Source organism: Azospirillum sp. UENF 211521 (genome assembly GCF_058780535.1).
In genome coordinates this window covers 185,890-204,578 of sequence record NZ_JBSNCF010000004.1, presented here as the reverse complement: position 1 = coordinate 204,578, position 18,689 = coordinate 185,890, and the positions used below count along the sequence as shown (strand labels likewise).

General features: G+C 65.9%; 18 protein-coding genes and 2 pseudogenes. 15 read left to right on the top strand and 5 right to left on the bottom strand.

Annotation, left to right across the window (positions count from 1 at the left end; translation table 11 throughout):
• Window positions 1–188: 188 nt before the first annotated feature.
• Window positions 189–629: a hypothetical protein gene (locus ACWPN5_RS29325; RefSeq protein WP_492298987.1), complete on the top strand. Its 441-nt coding sequence runs from the start codon at window positions 189–191 to the stop codon at window positions 627–629.
• Entirely contained in the window at window positions 626–1,903 is a 1,278-nt protein-coding gene (locus tag ACWPN5_RS29320) for a hypothetical protein (protein WP_114859530.1), read from the top strand. The genes ACWPN5_RS29325 and ACWPN5_RS29320 overlap by 4 nt, the downstream gene beginning before the upstream one ends.
• Before the next feature lie 220 nt (window positions 1,904–2,123).
• Here ACWPN5_RS29320 and ACWPN5_RS29315 read toward each other — a convergent pair whose 3' ends face one another.
• The 3 genes from ACWPN5_RS29315 to ACWPN5_RS29305 form a co-directional block, all read right to left on the bottom strand.
• Entirely contained in the window at window positions 2,124–4,250 is a 2,127-nt protein-coding gene (locus ACWPN5_RS29315) for an ATP-dependent helicase (protein ID WP_492298985.1), read from the bottom strand.
• Window positions 4,251–4,437: 187 nt separating this feature from the next.
• Complete coding sequence (locus ACWPN5_RS29310; protein WP_200486908.1) at window positions 4,438–5,292, bottom strand: ParB/RepB/Spo0J family partition protein; 855 nt, start codon at window positions 5,290–5,292, stop codon at window positions 4,438–4,440.
• Entirely contained in the window at window positions 5,282–6,304 is a 1,023-nt protein-coding gene (locus ACWPN5_RS29305) for an AAA family ATPase (protein ID WP_200486909.1), read from the bottom strand. The genes ACWPN5_RS29310 and ACWPN5_RS29305 overlap by 11 nt, the downstream gene beginning before the upstream one ends.
• A 208-nt stretch (window positions 6,305–6,512) precedes the next feature.
• On the opposite strand from ACWPN5_RS29305, the pseudogene ACWPN5_RS29300 reads away from it, so the two are divergent.
• The 6 genes and pseudogenes from ACWPN5_RS29300 to ACWPN5_RS29275 all read left to right on the top strand — a co-directional run.
• Window positions 6,513–6,620 (top strand): annotated as a pseudogene (locus ACWPN5_RS29300) (tyrosine-type recombinase/integrase); the annotation flags it as partial.
• Window positions 6,621–6,698: 78 nt separating this feature from the next.
• A complete protein-coding gene (locus ACWPN5_RS29295) occupies window positions 6,699–6,968 on the top strand; it encodes a hypothetical protein (protein ID WP_492298983.1) in 270 nt (89 codons plus the stop codon).
• A gap of 122 nt (window positions 6,969–7,090) precedes the next feature.
• Window positions 7,091–7,480, top strand: a complete 390-nt coding sequence (locus ACWPN5_RS29290) for an antitoxin Xre/MbcA/ParS toxin-binding domain-containing protein (RefSeq protein WP_492298981.1) — start codon at window positions 7,091–7,093, stop codon at window positions 7,478–7,480.
• Entirely contained in the window at window positions 7,467–8,195 is a 729-nt protein-coding gene (locus tag ACWPN5_RS29285; protein WP_492298979.1) for an RES family NAD+ phosphorylase, read from the top strand. The genes ACWPN5_RS29290 and ACWPN5_RS29285 overlap by 14 nt, the downstream gene beginning before the upstream one ends.
• A 489-nt stretch (window positions 8,196–8,684) precedes the next feature.
• Complete coding sequence (locus tag ACWPN5_RS29280) at window positions 8,685–9,470, top strand: helix-turn-helix domain-containing protein (RefSeq protein ID WP_492298977.1); 786 nt, start codon at window positions 8,685–8,687, stop codon at window positions 9,468–9,470.
• A 23-nt stretch (window positions 9,471–9,493) separates the two neighbouring features.
• Entirely contained in the window at window positions 9,494–10,042 is a 549-nt protein-coding gene (locus tag ACWPN5_RS29275) for a bifunctional DNA primase/polymerase (protein ID WP_492298976.1), read from the top strand.
• An 87-nt stretch (window positions 10,043–10,129) separates the two neighbouring features.
• Here the strand turns inward: ACWPN5_RS29275 and ACWPN5_RS29270 are convergent, their stop codons facing one another.
• The gene (locus tag ACWPN5_RS29270) at window positions 10,130–10,441 is read right to left on the bottom strand and encodes a hypothetical protein (protein ID WP_492298974.1); all 312 of its coding nucleotides are present in this window, start codon (window positions 10,439–10,441) and stop codon (window positions 10,130–10,132) included.
• Window positions 10,442–10,768: 327 nt separating this feature from the next.
• Here ACWPN5_RS29270 and ACWPN5_RS29265 point away from each other — a divergent pair, with 327 nt between their 5' ends.
• Entirely contained in the window at window positions 10,769–11,287 is a 519-nt protein-coding gene (locus ACWPN5_RS29265) for a hypothetical protein (RefSeq protein WP_492298972.1), read from the top strand.
• 190 nt (window positions 11,288–11,477) lie between these two features.
• Here the strand turns inward: ACWPN5_RS29265 and ACWPN5_RS29260 are convergent.
• A pseudogene (locus ACWPN5_RS29260) lies at window positions 11,478–12,343 on the bottom strand (IS5 family transposase).
• Window positions 12,344–12,693: 350 nt separating this feature from the next.
• Here ACWPN5_RS29260 and ACWPN5_RS29255 point away from each other — a divergent pair.
• From ACWPN5_RS29255 to pilO2, 6 genes are all read left to right on the top strand, one after another.
• Complete coding sequence (locus ACWPN5_RS29255; RefSeq protein ID WP_492298970.1) at window positions 12,694–12,939, top strand: hypothetical protein; 246 nt, start codon at window positions 12,694–12,696, stop codon at window positions 12,937–12,939.
• A gap of 134 nt (window positions 12,940–13,073) precedes the next feature.
• Complete coding sequence (locus tag ACWPN5_RS29250; protein ID WP_492298969.1) at window positions 13,074–13,988, top strand: recombinase family protein; 915 nt, start codon at window positions 13,074–13,076, stop codon at window positions 13,986–13,988.
• Window positions 13,989–14,479: 491 nt separating this feature from the next.
• Window positions 14,480–14,998 (top strand): hypothetical protein, encoded by a 519-nt coding sequence (locus ACWPN5_RS29245; protein ID WP_492298967.1) that lies wholly within the window; start codon window positions 14,480–14,482, stop codon window positions 14,996–14,998.
• Between the two features lie 109 nt (window positions 14,999–15,107).
• A complete protein-coding gene (locus tag ACWPN5_RS29240) occupies window positions 15,108–16,145 on the top strand; it encodes a TcpQ domain-containing protein (protein ID WP_492298965.1) in 1,038 nt (345 codons plus the stop codon).
• A gap of 1 nt (window position 16,146) precedes the next feature.
• Window positions 16,147–17,910, top strand: coding sequence for a secretin N-terminal domain-containing protein (locus tag ACWPN5_RS29235; protein WP_492298964.1), 1,764 nt, complete (start codon window positions 16,147–16,149; stop codon window positions 17,908–17,910).
• Window positions 17,907–18,680 carry a type 4b pilus protein PilO2 gene (pilO2, locus tag ACWPN5_RS29230; RefSeq protein ID WP_492298962.1) on the top strand — a complete coding sequence of 258 codons (774 nt, stop codon included), beginning with the start codon at window positions 17,907–17,909 and terminating at the stop codon, window positions 18,678–18,680. Before ACWPN5_RS29235 ends, pilO2 begins: the two co-directional genes overlap by 4 nt.
• Window positions 18,681–18,689 lie beyond the last annotated feature (9 nt).

Genomic DNA, 18,689 nt, shown 5'->3' with positions numbered 1-18,689 from the left:
ATGCCATCCAGGATGGCTCCAGGACCCCGTTGAGCAGGATCAGGCCGGCGGCGAAGGCCAGCAGGGGCAGAATGAGGAAGGGAGCATTGGTCTTCCGCTCGGCCATCGTGCAGGTGCTCGACTTGTGGAAACGGTCGATCGTACCGTTCCTTGAACTTCGGTTTCGAGCCTGCGGAAAGGGACAGCGAATGCCGGAACGCCGTCTCACGGTGGCAACGCTGCTGACCGGTGTGCTCTGGGTGCTGATGTGGAGCCGGCGGCGGCAGATCCGTAGGCAGGTCGTCGCCTGCATTCTCGCGGGCGCGGCCCGTGACCTCGACGGTCTTCTGGCGGGACAGCCCGGTGGCCCATCGGGAACACTGCCGGACGGTGGCCGGATCTCGTCTGCGGCATGGCGCTCGGCGGCCGCCGGAATTCCCCGCATCGTCAACCCGCCGATGCCGGACCGGCCGTCGCTGCAGGCCCTGGCGCTCCTCGCCGGCGATCGCAGCTGCCTGTTCGCTTTGGCGCGGCACGGTTGGCGTCTCGATCCCGAGGGTGACCACAGCGTCCTTCGGGCCGCCTTCCATCTGCATGGCCCGGACGAGCTTCGGGCTCTCGCCCGGGCGTCCTGCGGTGTCGCTCCGTGACCGGAAGCTCGCGCCTGGTCGGCTGGTTCCTCTGGCTCGTGCTGACGGTATGGCCGTTCAAAACGGCGCTGTGGATCGGCTGCGGCTTCGACGTCCTGAACACCGGCCACTATGCCTATGTGTGGGCCGCCTTCCTCGCCGGTGCCCGTTTCCACACCCCGGCGCAGATCCTGTTCCTGCTGAGCTGGCCTGCCCTTCTGCTGTGGTGTTGGGCGACCCTTGTCGCCCTGCCCTTGCCGACCGTCTTCGCGCGTTTGCTGGATCACTGGCTCGACCGGCGGGCCCGGCGGCATCACGCCGACGAAGCTCCGGCGCCGGCGGACGACGGCCTCCCCTCCCCCTTCGCCGGTCTCGGGACCGCCCTGCCCGCTCCGCCGGTCCAGGCTGTCCGGAGCGAGGACAAGGTGATGCCGCCTCTGCCGCCGGCGCCGGCGATGGCCTCCGTCCCGGCCCATCCGGCGTCCCACGGCGCTCCGCAACGGTCTCCAGCAGCACCACGGCCACCGGCTCCGCCGCCCGCACCCGCGGACGAGTACCGGCCGCCCGATCTCGAGGCTCCCTTGTCGGTGGCCGAGCTGGCGGCGATCCTCGATCTGGTCCCGGACGAACGGCGCCGTGACGAGCTGCGGGACGCCATCGCTCGGGTCGATCCCGAACTCCAGGCGACCATGACCGCCGTGGTCGCCGTATCGGCCGCCGCCCAGATGGAGCATGACCGGATCTGCGAGGCGCAGGGCAAGCGGCCAGCCTTGGCCACCGACGTTCCCTGCGATGATCCGGAATGGATGGAGCCCTTTCTGGAAGGGCTGCAGGCCTGCAACACCGCGGTGTGGGAACTCAACAGCTACGACGGATCGAACCGCGGCTTCGTCGCGCTCGGGGGATCGGGCATCGCCGTCATTCTGGCCTGGACGCGGCCTGGTCCGTGGATCGATCGCGGCGACCGGTGGACGGGAGCGGCGGACGTCGCATGCCTCTCGCCCGTCCTCGGAGTCGACATTCTGCTCAAGCAGCTTTTGAAGACGATCGACGGTTCCCCGGAAACCGCCAACCGCCTCACCTCCTGCCAAGCCATCGTGCTGATGGCGGAAGGCACGATCGTGCCGGACGAGGAGACCGAGCGCCGCTGGGACAGCAAATCCGTGCAGGTCTGCACTCTCGCCGCCGGGGATCGGATATCGCTTATGGCGGCGATCGGCCCGCATCCACGGTCGCCCGACGATCTCATCGCCGCGGCACTGGACCGGGCAGGGCTGAAGCGCCTGTCGAACTGACGGTGGGGAGGTCAGCAGGCGGCGCGCCGGGCGTAGTTGACCGAGGCCTCGGCGCGCCTTGAGCTGGAGACTTCCGTTCATGTTTCCATGAAATCAGAGGTCCCCACTTATATAGACCGGGCACGGTCGTGCGTCAACGCGCCGTCGCGCGACAACACTCCAGGCGTCCCGTCTCGGAGCACGTCCTTCGATGCACCGATGAGCCCCGGCCGGGAGGTCGTCAGGGCTCTGCCGGTGCCGCCGAATTCGCCTCGCAGGTCCAGGCGGCGAGCAACGCCGCGTCATTCAGCGCTGCCGCTGGAATGCTCCGGCGCCGGGTCCGGGCCAGGGTCCCGGCCGCGGCGAGCGCGTCGGCCGACGGGCGTCGCCGGCGCATCCGACTCCAGCTCCGTCCCTCGATGCGGAGCGTCTCCTGTTCGGGGATCTCGTCGATGAAGCGGCTCGGGGCCGTCGAGGTGTGGACGACCGTCAGGCGTTCGTGCGGACGGGTCATGCCGACATACATGCCGTTCCGTTCCTCCTCGATGCCGCGGCCGCCATCGTGCATTTCGGCGCGGACGGCGTGGACCGACGGAAAGATGCCCTCGTCGACACCGAAGAGATAGGCCTCGTCGTCTTCGAGCCCCTTGGCGGCGTGCACGGTCATCAGCCGCACCGGCGCGTCGTCGCGTTCGGCCTGGGCCGCCCGTTCCGCCCGGTCGTGCAGCGCGGCGGCACTGCCGACCTCCCTGGCCACCTGCAGCAGTTCCGCCACGTTGTCGAGGCGCTCGTCCGCGCGCGGATCGTCGGCGGCCCGCCAGTGTTCCTCGTAGCCGACGGCGTCGAGAAGGCCTTGAAGGCGGTCGGCGAAGCCGCCGGAGGAGGCCGTGTCCCGCCACCCGGCCATGGCGTCGGCGAGGGCGCGGGCGCCGGACGCCTGGACGCCCCGCAGCATCCCGGCGTCGGCAAGGCGACGCCCAGCCTCCACCAGATCGCCGGCGCCGGCTGCGGCGCGAATGCGCTCCATGGCGACGTCTCCGAGTCCGCGGGGCGGAAAATTCGCGATGCGCTCCCAGGCGTCCGCGTCGGCGGGATTCACGGCGAGCGCCAGATAGGCGAGGGCGTCGCGGACCTCGAGACGGCCCCAAAACCCGACATCCCCGACGACGGTGTAGGGGAGGTCCGCATCGATCAAGGCCTCCTCGACGACCCGGCTCAACCAGTTCGCCCGGTACAGCACCAGCGTTCCGGGTTCGTCGTCGCACTCGGCCCGCCTCAGGCGGATGTCGTCGGCAAGCCAGTCCGCGGCGTCCTCGAGGGACTCGGCGCCGACCACACGAACCGGGGGGCCGCCATGGCGGCGGGTGGGGTCCGGCCGCAAGGTCTTGGCGAAGCGGCGCTTGTTGTTGGCGATCACGGCGTTGGCGCAGGCGAGGATGACCGGTGTCGAGCGGTAGTTGATCTCCAGCCGCACCATGCGGCAGGGCGCCCATTGATCGGGAAAGCCCAGGATGTTGCCGACGTCGGCCCCGCGCCACGCGTACAGCGACTGGGAATCGTCGCCGACGGCGCAGACGTTGCGGTGATCCCGCCCGAGCAGATGAACGAACAGCGCCTGCTGGACGTTGGTGTCCTGGTACTCGTCGATGTGGATGAACCGGAAGCGGCCGGCAATGTCGCGCCGGTAGCTTTCATCGCCCTCCAGCGCCTTGACCACCCACAGCAGAAGGTCGCCGAAGTCCGCGAGATTGTCCTCGCGCAGGATCGCCTGGTACGCCGCGTACACCCGGGCGGCCGTGGCGACATCCTCCGGAACCTCGTCTCCCCCGAACTTCGCGCCGATCCATCCGGCGACGGACGCCTCGTCGGGCGTGATTCCTTCGTCCTTCATGGTGGCGATGGCGGCCGCGGCGGCGTGCACGGCGTCGCGGTCGTCGTGACCCTCGATGCCGGCGTCTTCCATCGCAATGCGGACGGCCCTGCGCGACTGTGCGGCGTCGGCGATCTCGAACCCTTTGGCGAGGCCGGCGAGCCAGGGGCGCTCGGCCAGCAGGCGGCGGGCGATGGAATGAAAGGTGCCGACCCAGATCTGGCTCGCGCGTTCCTCGCCGATCATCTCCGACAGCCTGTCCTTCATGACTTCCGCGGCGTCGTTGGTGAAGGTCAGCGCCAGGACCTGATAGGGGCGTGCGCGCCGCTGCGCGATCAGATGGGCGATGCGGGCGGTCAGGGTTTTCGTTTTGCCGGTGCCGGCTCCGGCGAGCACCAGTAACGCGCCGTCCAACGCCGTGGCCGCCTCGCGCTGCTGGTCGTTCAGACCGCTCAGGGGATCAGTGCGCCGCCTCGTCCCACGATACCGGTCGAACATGCTGCCTTTCTCCCACCGTGTCCTCCACGGCGGAGGCCCCGCGTGGTCAGCGCAATACCAGCATAGAAGGGGAGGGCGGTTCGAGCACCGGCGCTCTACTCCATAGACTTGCGACGTCGGGAGCACCTTTGGGTTGCGCCAGAGATTAGACGGCTACCCAGGGATGCTCCCGACGTCGCAAGCCGCTTCATTCACTAAGAAGGTCGTCGATCTCCTGGCGAAGCTGATGGAGGCGTTCACGATGCTCGGCAACCATGGCTGAACGAACCGCACGGACGGCTCCGATATCCTTCCCAATTCGGTTCAGGCTGGTGCCTAACACGCGCAACGGCTCCAGATTTTGGCGGGTCCGCGGCTTAGCCGCCCGCATCTCCCGCACCGTCATGCCACCTCTGGCTTGGTTCCAAAGAGCCCGCTGGGCATTTTCACCCTCAACTGCGGCGAGCTCATACAGCGCAGATTTGCTCACTGTGTCAGGAGCAGCCTGATATTCGGCAAGGATATCGGAGGGTAATGTGAGAATGCTCAATCGCCGCGAGGTTTCGCTATCGGATAAGCCGACCACAGCACCAGCTTCCACCTGCGAAAAGCCCTGGGTATCGATTAGCGCTTTCAGGCCTCGGGCGAGGTCGACGGCGTCCAAATCGACGCGCTGCACATTCTCAATAAGCGCGAGTTCTTCCGGTTTCCCCTTGGTGATAATTGCCGGAATGGTGGACCGCCCCAGCATGCGATGAGCGCGCAAACGCCGCTCGCCGGCCACCAAACGGTAATGACCAACTTCCTCCGTCTCCCGGACCAGAATTGGTTGCTGGAGGCCGTACCGTTTTATGGACTCTGCCAGAAGGCCAAGTGCTTCCTCGTCGAAAACTGTTCTCGGCTGGTCCGGATTGGCGGTGATGCTGTCCAGGTCCGCTTCGACCAGTCGGGGGAGAACGCCGGAGAGGCCGTGCAAACTCGCGCTGACTTCAGGAATGGCTTCACGGCCTGCCGGACCGGCCATCATCTGTGTGCGGGTCGTGCGCTGAAGCTTAGGCGGCATGGACGCTCTCCGCTGTGTTCGCTGTTGCGTCGATCAGCTGCCGGGCGATCTCTACGAAAGTTACGATCCCGGGTGCCCCTGGATCGGCCTCAACCGTAATGCGTTGACTGGCCGCGGCTTGAGAGTAAATGGTTGCCCGCGGAATGGGATCGAACACATGCATCGACGAGCCCCAGACCTGTTGTATGTCGTCCAGAGACGCACGATCCTGGCTGAGCCGCGCATTGTACATCGTTGGTACGATGCCGAGGATGCGCAGACGGGGGTTCGCCCGTTGCTGCACTTCACGCAGGGTGTTGTTCAGGTGATCGAGTCCGAGGATTGCCGGTGCCTCCGTCTGGCACGGGATCAAGACATAGTCCGACGCGACAAGCGCGTTCATGGTCAACGCCGATAGGGCAGGGGCACAGTCGATCACGACGAAGTCATACTGGTTCCGGATTTGCCCGATCATCTGGCGCATGAAGCCGCTTGGGCTGATCTGGTCCTGCGTCATCTCCTTTTCAGCGACGGCAAGCGCAATGCTGGAAGGCAGAAGGTGCAGATTCGGATAGGCCGTCCGCAGGATGCAGGAGTCGACCGGTGTTTTCCCGGTCAAGGCATGATATAGGGTGCGCCCGGACTTGGTCAGTTCCACCGTTTCTCCAACGGGTACGCCTGCCTGAACAGTCGCGTTTGCTTGGCTGTCGCCATCGACCAGCAGCGTCCGGTAACCTGCGCGAGCCAGAACGTAGGATAGACACAGACTTGTCGCGGTCTTAGCCGTGCCGCCCTTTTGGATGGCCAGTGACACCGTCACGCATCGGCGGGAAGCAGTGTCCTCCGTCCGCTGCAACGTCAGCATCAGTAAAAGGCCTGCAACGTCAGCCGGAACCTTCTCCTTACCACTTTCCCACTTCGAAACCTTGGATTTGTCCAGTTTTCGCCCGGTCATGTCGTTCAGCGCGGTCGCTAAATCCGCTTGGGTCAATCCACGCAATTCCCGCAGTGCGCGGATCTTGTCGCCGTCCATGCGATGCCTCCACCGATTTGGGTAATGGAAAGCTACGTAGTTGCCTTTCTGAGGTCAAGAAAGACAACCGATGAGCCGCAACAATCCGGCATTTTTCCTGAACGTAAGGGACTTTTAGGAAATTATGTAACTGAAGTAGCCTCATAGGGATGCCTGAGGACAACGGCTGCTCCCGAATGTCACTTGATAGCCGACCAAGCTTTCCGGGCACAGCCTACGCAGTGGCCACGCTACCACGGTCGCCGGAAACGACGGCGACGAGCGGGCAATCCAGGCCCAGCTCGGACACCACAGCGCAGAGATGACCCGACACTACATCCGTGAGGCGAATGTGTTTCGGCGAAGCCGCTCCCTGGACTCCGGCTCGGATCGTGGCGTTCGCCGCCGAGCACGAGTGCGATCCCAGGACACCCGACGCCAACGCCTCGACCCGGCCCGCTATGCCGGGCACAGCCTGCGTGCCGGCTTTGTCACCACCGCGGCCATTGAGGGCAAGGACATCATCGACATCCTGATGACGACCCGCCACGCCGAGCCGCGGACGGTGATCGACTATATCCGCACCGAGCGGCTGGCCGGGCGCAACGCCGTGCGCAGCGCCCTGGCCCGTCCTGGTGAAAGCGCAGGTGCTGATGACCCTCCGAACGATCTGTCGCAAGGCTGAGATGTCCCGCCAGCCTAACCGATCTCGAAACATGCTGCGGTGTACAGTCTTGACCAAGGGCATCCTGAAGCCTAACTTGATCTACAGATAAACGGCAGTCGTTTTTTTTCAGGAGACGAACAATGCCAAACACCAAGAGGCAAGCTGATCCCGATCGCGCCACCCGGCGCCAGCAGGTTCTGACGACGGCGACGGTGCGGGCGGCCGAGCACCTTGCCATGCCGAACGCCGCGGTGGCGGAGATGCTGGGCGTGTCGGTGCCGACCGTGTCCCGGATGAAGACTGGCGCCTACCTGTTGGCCGACGGCTCGAAGCCGTTCGAACTGGCGCAGCTGTTCCTGCGGCTGTTCCGGAGCCTGGATGCGATCGTCGGAAGCGATGACGCCGCCTCGCAGTCGTGGATGCAGACGGAAAACCGGGCTTTGAACGGTCGGCCGATTGATCTTGTCCAGACGGTCACCGGCCTGGTCAGCAGCGTCACCTATCTGGACAGCCGCCGTGCAATCGTTTGAGGCTGAGCCGTATAGCGGCGAGATCTGGCGCGTGGTCGAGAGCCAGAACAAAGCCTCGACCATGCGTTTGACCGAGGATCTCGACGATCAGGCCCTGCTGGAGGAGCTGATCGAGGAGGTCAAGCCATCGCTGCCGGCGGAGTGTGCTGGTCTCCACTTCCTTCTGGCGACACCGTTCCGTTACACGCCCTATCCGAACGCTTCGCGCTTTCGCCGGGCGAACGCCTATCCGGGGGTGTTCTATGCCGCCGAACAGATCATGACGGCGATGACCGAGCTGGCCTTCTACCGGATGCTCTTTTTCCGCGAAGCCCCGGGCATGGTGCTGCCGGCCCGGCCCGTCGAGCATCGGGCCTTCTCGGTGATGTGCGTGACCGAGCGGTCCATTGACCTGACGGAGCCGCCGCTTTCTGCCGCCGCGGACTGGACACATCCCACCGATTACGCTGCGTGTCAGGAACTGGCCGACCGGTCTCGGGAGACCGGGATCGAGGTCATCCGGTACCAATCAGCGCGCGATCCGGACGGTCGCTGTTTGGCGGTCCTGACGCCTTTGGCCTTTTCCGAGCCCAACCCGAGGCGGCTCGAGACGTGGCATCTGTTCGCCCGCCCGACCAAGGTACAGGTCTGGCGGGAGTTTCCACCGCTGCAGCGGGAGTTCGACCTCGCCGAGTTCGACGCCGACCCGAGGGCTCGGGTGTTGCTCCAGCCGTAAGAGGAAAGATCAAGGTGTCGGCGGCTCGCCATGAGGTGATTCGTGACGAGCCGTTCTTAAGACAGCAAGCCGACCTGGATTGCTCATCGCCAGTGGTGCCGGCGAACGGATGAGTCCGGCGGCAGTGCGCCGCGTGGTGGAGCGGCGCACCGGCGAAGCCAACCCGCTGGCCGCCGGCGTCGACTTTCCTGGATGTCGACCCGTTGATTTTATTAGACTTGCCGGACGCCCTAACCGCTTTGGGTCCCGCGAGCGAGGTTGTTTGACCCCGAAATTTTTTAATGAAAAATCCCTGAGAGTCGGCTGCCCGCCCTATCCGTACCACCAACCATTCCCAGGTATCGACAGGCCGTAGGGAATTTGAGCAGTTATCTTACCCGCTCAATTCCCGATCCTTTCGCCGAAATTCCTGTCGATTTCCCTACGCATTCCCTAGTCCGTTTCAACCATCCATGGTCAGATGGGGCCAGAACAAACTGGAGCCTCGCTATGGCAATGGTTTCCGTGATCCTTGGAGAGGTGAGGCGGCTGCGCCTTGAGAGGGGCATGAAGCAGCTCGATCTCGCCAACAGAGCGGGCATCGATCCGAAAACGCTGCGTACCATGGAGCTCGCCACAGCTCCTGTGCGCGAGGAGTCCGTCCGTAACGTGGCACGTGAACTGGGCGTGCCCTGGGGCCGCCTCGTTGAAAGCCGCGTAAACTCGATGGCCCCCATTCGCGGCGAAGCCGCCTTGACTCTCCGAGCCCTTCCCGCGGATGACCTCTTTGATGAGATCCGCCAGGCAGGCTCTGTCCGGTGGCACTTGTCCATCAACCCGAACCAGGACCAGATCGCCAAGCTGCGGATCTTGGAAGGCAGGATCGAAAGCATTCGGGAGTTGGACGCCACACACGCCGATGGAAAGCTGTCCTCACAGTTGGACATTCTGGCAGCCCGTGAGGAGTTGAAGACCTGGATTGACGCTCTGCAGCACGAAGGTTTTAGCCTTCTGGCCGGAAGCTATCTCTTCTGGGAATGTGATGAAGAGCGCGTCTACTATAACATCGCCGTTCACTACACAAGCATCCGTGTCCTCCAACTCGCTCTGACTCCGGCAAAGCAAACCGTTCTCGCCCTTTCTCCTGATCCCGGTAAAGAACCGCCGCTTTTGGCTCCGAATGACGGGCTGACGTATCTGCAGAATGGGATCGAAATTCCCACGGAGCCGGTACGACATGGGCGGTTGGGTCTGGATGAGGAAGACGACGACCTCCCGGAGGAGATCCCGTTTTGAACGCGGCGCTCGAGGGAGCCTTGATGCTGGCTTCCTTCGGCATCGAGGTCGCGCCGGCCTTTGGAATCACAACGACCGGCCAATGCGCCTGCCGGAACCCAGCCTGTCATCGCCCAGGCAAGCACGCGATGCTCTACGAGGAGATCTTCACGGGATCCGCCAAGGAGGATGCCATCAGGGCCTGGTGGGATCGGTACCCAAACGCCAACAGCATGGCCCACACAGGCCGGCGCTCTCGGCTGTTCGTGATCGACGTCGACGGTGCAGCGGGCTTCACATCGCTCGGCTCGCTCCAGGATCGACATGGGGCCCTGCCTCCGACGTTCACCGTGCGCTCAGGCTCTGGCGGCCTCCATCTCTACTACCGTGTGGGTCCCATCGCTCCTGACCTACCCTCGGCGATGAACGTGTTTGGACCCGGCCTTGATGCACGAGGCGAACGTGGACGGCTGATCGGACCAGGATCACATCACGCCTCCGGTGGGCGCTACGAGATCGTCGATGGCATTCCGCCAGCCGACGCTCCGGACTGGCTCATCACCACCGCTCTGAAGCCACGTCAGATCCCCTGACGCTGCGTCGGGGGCCACCATCCGTATCTGAAGGAACTCCCCATGCCGATACGACGGTCCATGAGGTGGCTGTATCCGATCGACTGGTCACAGCTCAGCCAGCAGATCCGGTTTGGGCGAGCTGCAGGCCGCTGTGAGAAGTGCAAACGCCCCCACGGTCACCTGGTCCGCCAGCTCCGTGACGGACGCTGGTACGACGAAGAGGATGCGAGATGGCGGGATGATATGGGACGAGACGTGGCCAACCCTTCCTGGATCGAGCAGATGTCCATTGTTCAGCGCCAGGTCATCTTGGCAACGGCTCACCTCGACCACGATCCAGGGAACAACCACCCGTCCAACCTCGCTGCCCTGTGTGGGCGCTGTCATCTGGCCCATGACCGTTTCGCCCATCAGCACCAGCGACGCCTTACCATCAGGAGCCGCCAAGCCCTCGGTGATTTGTTCGATGGTCCGTACCGATACGACTCCATGTAGCCATATCGCGATTTGGCCAAATGATTAAATGTAGATTTGAACACATTACCATTTGGGGAACAGGAGGAATTCCTCCCGCCTGGCCCATCTCAGATCCCCCACCCTTTACCTTTCGGTACAAGGCGGTGGCTTCAAGCTTCCCGTTTCCGGCTGCCCGATCTCGATCCGAACACCGACACAAAACCCCTTGACATAGCTAAAACCCCTATGGATAACTAAATACCCATACATAGCTATCGGCTGGGGTTTATGATGGTTCGCGTCCACAAGAGAACGCTGGCGGGCATCATCGACGAGTTTGTCGAGGCTCAGCGGCTGCCGAACGGTTTCACGTTCAAGATCAAGACGCCGGGGGCCGAGCGGGCTGTGAAGTCGAACGCCACCCGTCGTTACGACCCGACTGTTTTGCTCAAGAGGACACCCAACCGTGACCGGGAGGGCGACCCCGTTCGCATGTCGCGCCTCGATGAGAAGCTGAAGCGCGCGCTCTATCTGGAAGACGGCTGCGAGATCACCTTCATCGGCCCGGACAAGCAGCCGATCCCCAAGCAGACGACGCTGGAGAAGGTTCGTGACATGGAGGGGACGCCCACCGCCGCGGAAGAGGAGATCAATTCCATCCGCGACGACGCCATCGAACTCTACAAAGACGACCCCGATCGCAGCGGCGCGTACTGCATCATCCGAAGCATGATCGAACAGGGCTGGTACCCCAAGGAAATCACCGCGCTTGCCGAGGAGGCGCACGAAGAAGTGACTGGCTTTTGATGCCAAGCCCCACTGGCCCCATTCAGTACCAGCTTGCCGCTCTCGGTGAGGCCTCAGTCATCCATGTCCCGTCTGGCATCTGCAGCCTGTTCTCCGGCTTATGGTGCAACGCATGCCGCTAAATACGCACTCAACGGACTTTGGTGCACAATTCGGCGTGAGAGCGGAGTCCACCCGCGGCCGGTGGGGATCAGGCACCCTTGCGGGAGGCGGGCATTCCCAAGCTGGTCATGATGTTCATGACTTTGCAGCCACAGGCGGCCTCGACCTGCTGGGCAGGCAGATTCCGGGCACGCAGGGTGCGCCCGATCAGCTGCTTGTAGCGCATCATCGCGACCTCGCCCAAGGAGCGGCGGCCGTAGCGGACGTCCCGCTGCCAGCCCTGCCGGCCACGCTCGGCAATCCTCCGGATGTGGCGGTCGCGTTGGCTGGGTGCGCCGGTAGCGGTCTCGCTCGGCACCGCGGTGGAGCGCGGCGGGATGATCACCTCGGCGTCGGGGGTGTGGGCGGCGACGGCGCGGTAGACCGGCTCACCATCGTACGCCCCGTCGGCCAGCACCGTGCCGATTGGGCGCTTGATCTGGTCGAGCAGCGGGCCGACCAACGAGGCATCGCCGTCCTGCGTGGTCGTCAGCTCCGCGGCGAGGATCTCGCCGGTATCGGGATCGACCGCCAAGTGGAGCTTTCTCCAGCTCCGGCGCGCTTGGCCACCATGCTTTTCCAGGTGCCACTCGCCCGTGCCGAACACCTTCAGCCCGGTCGAATCGATCACCACGCTGACCGGCCCGTCCGTCCTGGCCAGCGCTGACGCGACCTCCAGATTGGCGCTGCGCCGGGAGAAGGTCGTGTGATCTGGAACCGGCAGGTTCAGGCCGAGCAGGCGCATGAGCGAACGCAGCAAACCCTCGGTCTGCCGCCACGGCCGGCCGAACGCCAGGCGCAACATCAGCCCGGCTTTGATCGCCACGTCCGAGTAGCGCGCGGTCGCCGACCGCGGCGGCCCGAAGCCGGCGGCGTCCAGGTGGCGATCGCCTCCGGCGTCACCCAGATCGTCAGGTCACCGCGCCGACTTGGCCTTGTACGGCATCAGCGGCTCGACTTCAGCGGGCCGCCTCTATAACCGCTCGCCCTCCCGACCACCACCAGATCGGGCTTTGTGCACCAACGTCGCTCGCAACTGCATTCTTGTTATGCGACCAAAGCTGTTTAATGCTGAAAATTTTCAATGAGAAGTCTCAGGTGAAAGCGACACCAGTCAATGATTGGGGACGAAAACGGCCGCGACAAATGATCTGGATGCATAAGATGATACCAAAAACCTATATACCTTCCGACACTGTCGGTTCCATACCAAGCCTGAGGGGCAAGGGTTTCGTTACGTAACGTAATTCGGATGGGAAAATCGCATGGACCCGTCGTTGCCGAAGAAGAGGCCAGGAGGCCGCCCGCGCCAGTACCTCGACGATGCGGATCGGCAGGCGGCGTTTCGGGATCGGCAAGCCGATTCTTTGGCACTCGGGGGCGCCGCAAGAGCGCTGATCGCCAAGCCGACGCTGCCGTTCGTCGAGTTGATGATGGCGCGCCTGCTGGAGCAGGCGTCCGATCGCGACGCGATGCGCGCGGCGTTGCTGGCCAAGCTGCGCAAGGGCTGAAGCCGCGTTGCTCGCTCTCCCGCCTGCCGCGCCCGCCTGTTCAAACGGACTGTACAGGCGGCCAAACGATCGTTTTCTCAAAACGGATTGAACTGTACAGTGGGGCAGTTTTTCCGCTTTCATGAACGGATTCCATGGCCCTCATCGGCTACGCCCGCGTCTCCACCGAAGACCAGGCCACCTTCAGCCAGCTCGACGAGCTGAAAGCCGCCGGCTGCTCGGTGATCTTCGAGGAAAGGGCATCGGGCGCCAGCCGGGCACGTCCGGAACTCGCCAAGGCTGTCGCTCAGGTGAAGCGCGGTGACATCCTGGTCGTAGCGCGCATCGACCGGCTGGCCCGTTCGCTCTCCCACCTGCTCGACGTGATCGAGCGGCTGGAGGCGGTCGGCGCCCACTTCAAGTCGCTGCGCGACCCGATCGACACCTCCACGCCGCAGGGCAAGTTCGCCCTGCAGGTGCTGGGCGCCGCCGCCGAGCTGGAGCGCGCGCTGATCCGTGAACGCACCAAGGCCGGCTTGCGGGCGGCCAAGGCACGCGGGCGGGTGGGGGGCAATCCCGCGCTCAAGCGCCGCGATCCCGAAGCCATCGCCGAGTTGTCCGCCATCCGCGATCGGCAGTATGTGGCCGAGTTGCTGGCCACCATGGACGCGTGGCTGCCCAAGGTGCGTGCCCTGCGCCCGGGCAACGCCTGGGGCAAGGTGGCCAGGGCACTCGACCGGCTCGGCTCGCCCGACCGGCCCTGGACCGCCGACCGGCTGTCGCGGGCGGTCCACCGCCTCGTCGCGGAAGGGCTGGCCGAGCCGGACCTGATCGCGCCGGCCCCGCGCAAGCCGCCCAAGGACGACCTCCTGCTGGTCATCGCCGGCATCAAGGGGGCCGACCCGACCATCAGCCTGCGCGCGATCGCCGCGCGCCTGGAGGAGATGCGCATCCGCACGCCGCGCCGCGGCACGACTTGGTCGGCGTCTTCGGTCAAAGCGTTGCTTGACCGCGCCGAGCGTCAAGGCTTGATCGGAGGTTCTGACGATGGCCGTCGTTCCTCCGCGTGAATAAGTGCGAAACAATGAATGAGAAAAGACAGCGCTTTGGAAGTGCGACATACTATGATATGCCGTTTGCTGTGACGCCGAGTGCGGCGGTTAGCTTCAAATCATGGATGAGCACTCCAAGCGGGGTGCGACAAAATGTCGCTATCCTGTATTTGGAAACGTCATGTCATGACATGGGACACATGATGGCGCGGGTCCAGCAACAATCGATCGAAACTCGGGAGAAATCCCGTCTATCGGCGGAAAGGTGAGCGTAGTGGGGTGGCGTTGGGATGGCTCCGGCGACTCGCTTAATTTGCAAAAAACCCCCGCCTCCACAACCGTAAAACTAATTCTTAACCGCTGAGGTCTGACGCGCTTCCGTCGCCACGGTTCTCTTCCGACGCGGTTTGCCCGATAATTTGCGCAGCCTGAGAGGGCAAACCTGGACGCCTCCTCCTGAGTCGGACGGGTCCATTTCAACCGTTCGACCGTCGCGAAGGCCCGCCGACATGACCCTCGCCGCCCAGCATTCCCCGCCTGACGGGGCGACCACCGCCGCCATTGGCCCGATGGCCGGAGCAGCGAAGAACACGGTCGCCTCGCCGGCCCTCGACCGTGCCTGGGAGGATGGCGGCGCCACGCCGTCCCTCGACAGCACGATCCATCTCGCCATGCGCATCCTCGACCTCGCCGTCCAGGACGCGTTCGGCCGAATCCCCCGGAACCAGGCGCGCAACAAGGGCAGGGGGTTGGAGTGGGGCAGGGCCGATCTCCAGGCCAAGGCCCTCGTGTGGATCATCGGCACGACGCCCGCCGATCGCGAGGACTTCGCGGCGATCTGCGACCTTGCCGGCGGCGATGCGCCGGCTCTTCGCGAGGCGTTCCTCGCCCAGATCGTCGACGGTGGCGTTCTCACCGCGGAAGAGATCGCCGACGCGACGGCCAAACGCTGGCGGGCGCCGCGCATGCGCGAGCACCTGCTCGGCCGCATGGCCTCCGGTGATGCGGACACCGTCGCCGCCCGCTGACGGCGACCACAAGATCTAAAAAAAGCGGACGATCTTTTCGCGGGTGCTCGAACCCCGCTCCACCGCCTCGGCACACTGACCCTCGACACCACTTTAGTGCGAGGCGTTCGTGGACGCGAAGAAGCGCGGTGTGGAGGTGACGGAGCCCGGGCGTCCTCTCGTCATCGACGTAGAACCGCTGGAGATCATCGAGGCCCCCCCGGCGGCGCCGATCCGCCCCATCGGATCGGCGGTCGCCCGCCGGGCCGCTTCGCCGGCGGCCGATCCGGTCCTGTTCGCCGGTGAACATCCCATGGATCGGCGGCGCCGTCTCGACGCCGAACGCAAACGGCGCTCCCGGGCGCAGCAGCGCGAGACGGCGACGGCGACGCGCCGCCGCCGCCGCTTCGCCGCGGCGGCGGCGCTGATAGCCATCCCCTGCTTCGGAGTCGCCGCAGCGGCCTTCACCTTCGACCGCTGGTCCTCCACCAGCGCCGAGGTCGCGGGGGTCGGCGCCGCCGTCGACGCCGTGGGCAGCGACGTTCGGCGGGTCGGTGGAACCCTGTCCGCGTCCATGGCCGGTCTCGGCCTGTCCGTCGCGGGGGTCGAGGAGGCCCTGGCCGGCGTCTCCGGCCAGTTGGCCGCCATCCCCGACACGCGTCCTGACCTCGACCGCATCGCGGAGACCGCCGACGGCCTCGACCGCCGGATCGGCACCCCCGCCCAGGCGACCCAGGTCGACAGCGTGCTCGCCGCGGCCACCGCCATCGGCTCGCGGGTCGACCAGCTGTCGATGCAGGTGGCGGCGCTCGACAAGAAAGTCCGGCTGGCACCGCCCGCCGCGATGGCCGCCGCGGCCCCCATCCCCCTCACGCCCCCGGCCGACTGCGTGCCGTCCGACGACCGCGACTGGTGGGCACGCCAGGGAGAGCATCTCGAGACGACCTTGCGCCGCTGGGCGGCCAAGGCCTGCTGGAGCCTCGTGTGGAAGATCCACGGCTTCTACGAATGGGAAGTCGACGCGCGGTTCACCGACGAGGAAATGCGCGACGCCGTTCGCGCGGCTTTGCGCGCCTTCCAGCGGGCGCCGGTCCGCCCGGTCGGGGAGGCCTTCCCGGAAAACCGTACCCTCGTCATCTCCCCCGCAACCGACGACACCGGTGGCTGACATGCCTTTTCACGCTGCCCGCCTCGGCGGGTGTCTCTTCGCCGCCGCCGCCGCGGCCGCGCTCGGCGGATGCACGGCGCTGGACGCCAAGCGCACCGCCAACGCGCAGGCCCACGACGCGGCGGCTCTGACCGCGGTGGCCCAACGGCCGGCCCGGGTGGCCGCCGCGGACCCCCTGCGCGAAAGCCGGGGCGCCTATGGCGGGAGCATCTTCACCCCCTCCGTCCACGGCGATCCATTGCCCGCGCGTCTGGAAGGCCCCACCGGCTTCGGCTTCTCCAGCCAGGTCGGGATGACGGTCCACGAACTGGCCGCCGCCTTCACCGCGGAAACCGGCGTGCCGGTCCGTGTCCGCGACGCCGCTCTGACGCCGGCTCCAGGGGCGGCCGGCACGCCTTCGGGGAACCCGGGGCCGAACGCGGAGATCGCTGCCCTGATCGCCAACTCCAACGCCAACCTGCTGCCCGGGTTGGGGGGCGTCGCAGCCGCACCGGCCGCCGGGGCCGGAGCGTCGCTGCGCTCCGGTCAGCCGACCATGGTCTTCGACTTTCCGGCGGGGCCCTTCTCGCGGGCTCTGAGCACGCTGGCCGGCCGCTTCGGCATGGAATGGGAATACCGGGGCGGCGCCGTCGAGCTGTTCCGCTACGTCACGCGCAGCTTCCAGATCGCGGCGCTGCCGACCACCAACACCTACACCGTGTCGAGCGGCGGCTCCGGCGGTGGCGGTGGCGGCGAGAACCGGCAAGCCGGCGGCGACACGGGCAGCAGCGCCAGCACCGGCCTCTCCCAGGAGGCGACCAGCTCGGTGCAGCTCAAGTTCTGGGATGAGCTTCGCGAGACGCTTTCCACCGTCGCCGGCACCGACTCCCGGATCGCCACCTCGCCGTCCACCGGCACGGTGACGGTGACGGCGACCCCGGGCGCCATGCGCTCCGTCTCCCGCTTCATCGCCGAAACGAACCGGCGGCTGTCGAGGACCGTCGCCATCACCGTCCAGGTGCTGTCGGTCCGCCTCGAGGACAGCGACGCCTACGGCCTCGACCTCGACCTTCTGTTCCGTCAGGCCGACCTGAATCTGCGCTTCTCCGGGCCGCCGTCGGGGCTGGGGACGGGCACCGGTTCCGCCACGATCGGCATCATCGACAGCGCCGGCAGCAACTTCCGCGGCTCTTCCCTCGCCGTTCAAGCTCTCACCGGGACGCAGAGAGCCGTCGTCGACTCCGGCGAGTCGGTCACCACCTCGAACAACCGTCTGGCGACCAAGCGCGTGGTCCTGCGCAACGACTATGTTCGCTCGGCCGGATCGGCGGTGACTTCCGGCGGCGGAGCCGAGACGGACATCCGGACCGTCACGCGCGAAACCGGCTTCATCGCGACCTTCCTGCCGCGCATCCAGGAGGACGGCAAGATCCTGCTGCAGTACGGGATCTCGTTGAGCGATCCCAGCATCTTCGAGCCCTTCGAGACGGGCGGCGTCACGGTGCAGCTGGAGCGCGGCTCGGCGTCGGAGGCGAGCAACGAGATCGCCCTGCCGTCGGGCGCCACGCTCGTCGTCAGCTCCTTCGCGTCGAACCGCACCACCAGCGACGCCCGCGGCACCGGCAACCCTTACAACCTGCTGCTCGGCGGCGGCATTTCCGGCGGCGTCGAACGCCGTCAAGTGATCGTCCTGATCACGCCCGTTGAGCTTGCCGACGGCCTGCGCGCCGACGACGGGACCGGCAAATGGGCGTTGCCGGAGATGCCCGAGGGCCTGCGTCCATGACGGCCGACGCCCTGCTGCCTGTGGTCGCCGACGCCGATGCGGCCGGGTCCGGCCGGAAGGCCGATCCCGCTCCGGCCTGCGTGATCGAAATCGACGGCCGGCTGTACATCGCCGGCCTCGCCTGGCGCTCGCACCTCGACATGGCGGTGCGGCTGAAAAGCGCCGCGACGGCCGGGGCGCGGCGAGCGGGAGCCAAGCGCATGGTGCTGCGCGAGCGCGCCCGGCAGTACGGCGTCCCGACGGTTTCCCTGCCACCGGGTGCCGCGGCGCGGAGCGCCTGGAGCTTGGCGGCCGTGCTGGCCGACTCGATTCATGGCACCTGGGTCGGTGCCTGGCGCCTGCCCGATGGCCGTTTCATCGTCATCGTGGTCGGACCGTCCGGCATCCTGCCCGACGGTGATCGTGTCTTCGGCGACGAGACCGCGGCGCGCGATCACGTCGAGACCGTCACCGCCTCGACGAGCTGGCGGCACCTTTACGTGCCTGTGGACTGGGGACTGTCCGAAGCCAAGCCGGTGCCGCTGGAGCGTCTGCTCCAGCAGGCCCGGGCGCTGAGCAAAGCGGGGCAGCTCCAGTCCGTCGAATCCGGAATCGGCCGGCTGCCCGCCGCGGCCGGTCTGGCCGTGTTGCTCGCCGCCGGCGGTGTGCTCTGGTGGACGACCCGGTCCCCGGACATTGTTTCGCTGCCACGGCTGGCGATGCAGCCGGCCACGCCTTCGGTGACTTCTGAGCTGGACACCGGCCGCGGCGGCCTTCGGGGCCTGCCTTGATGCCTACGT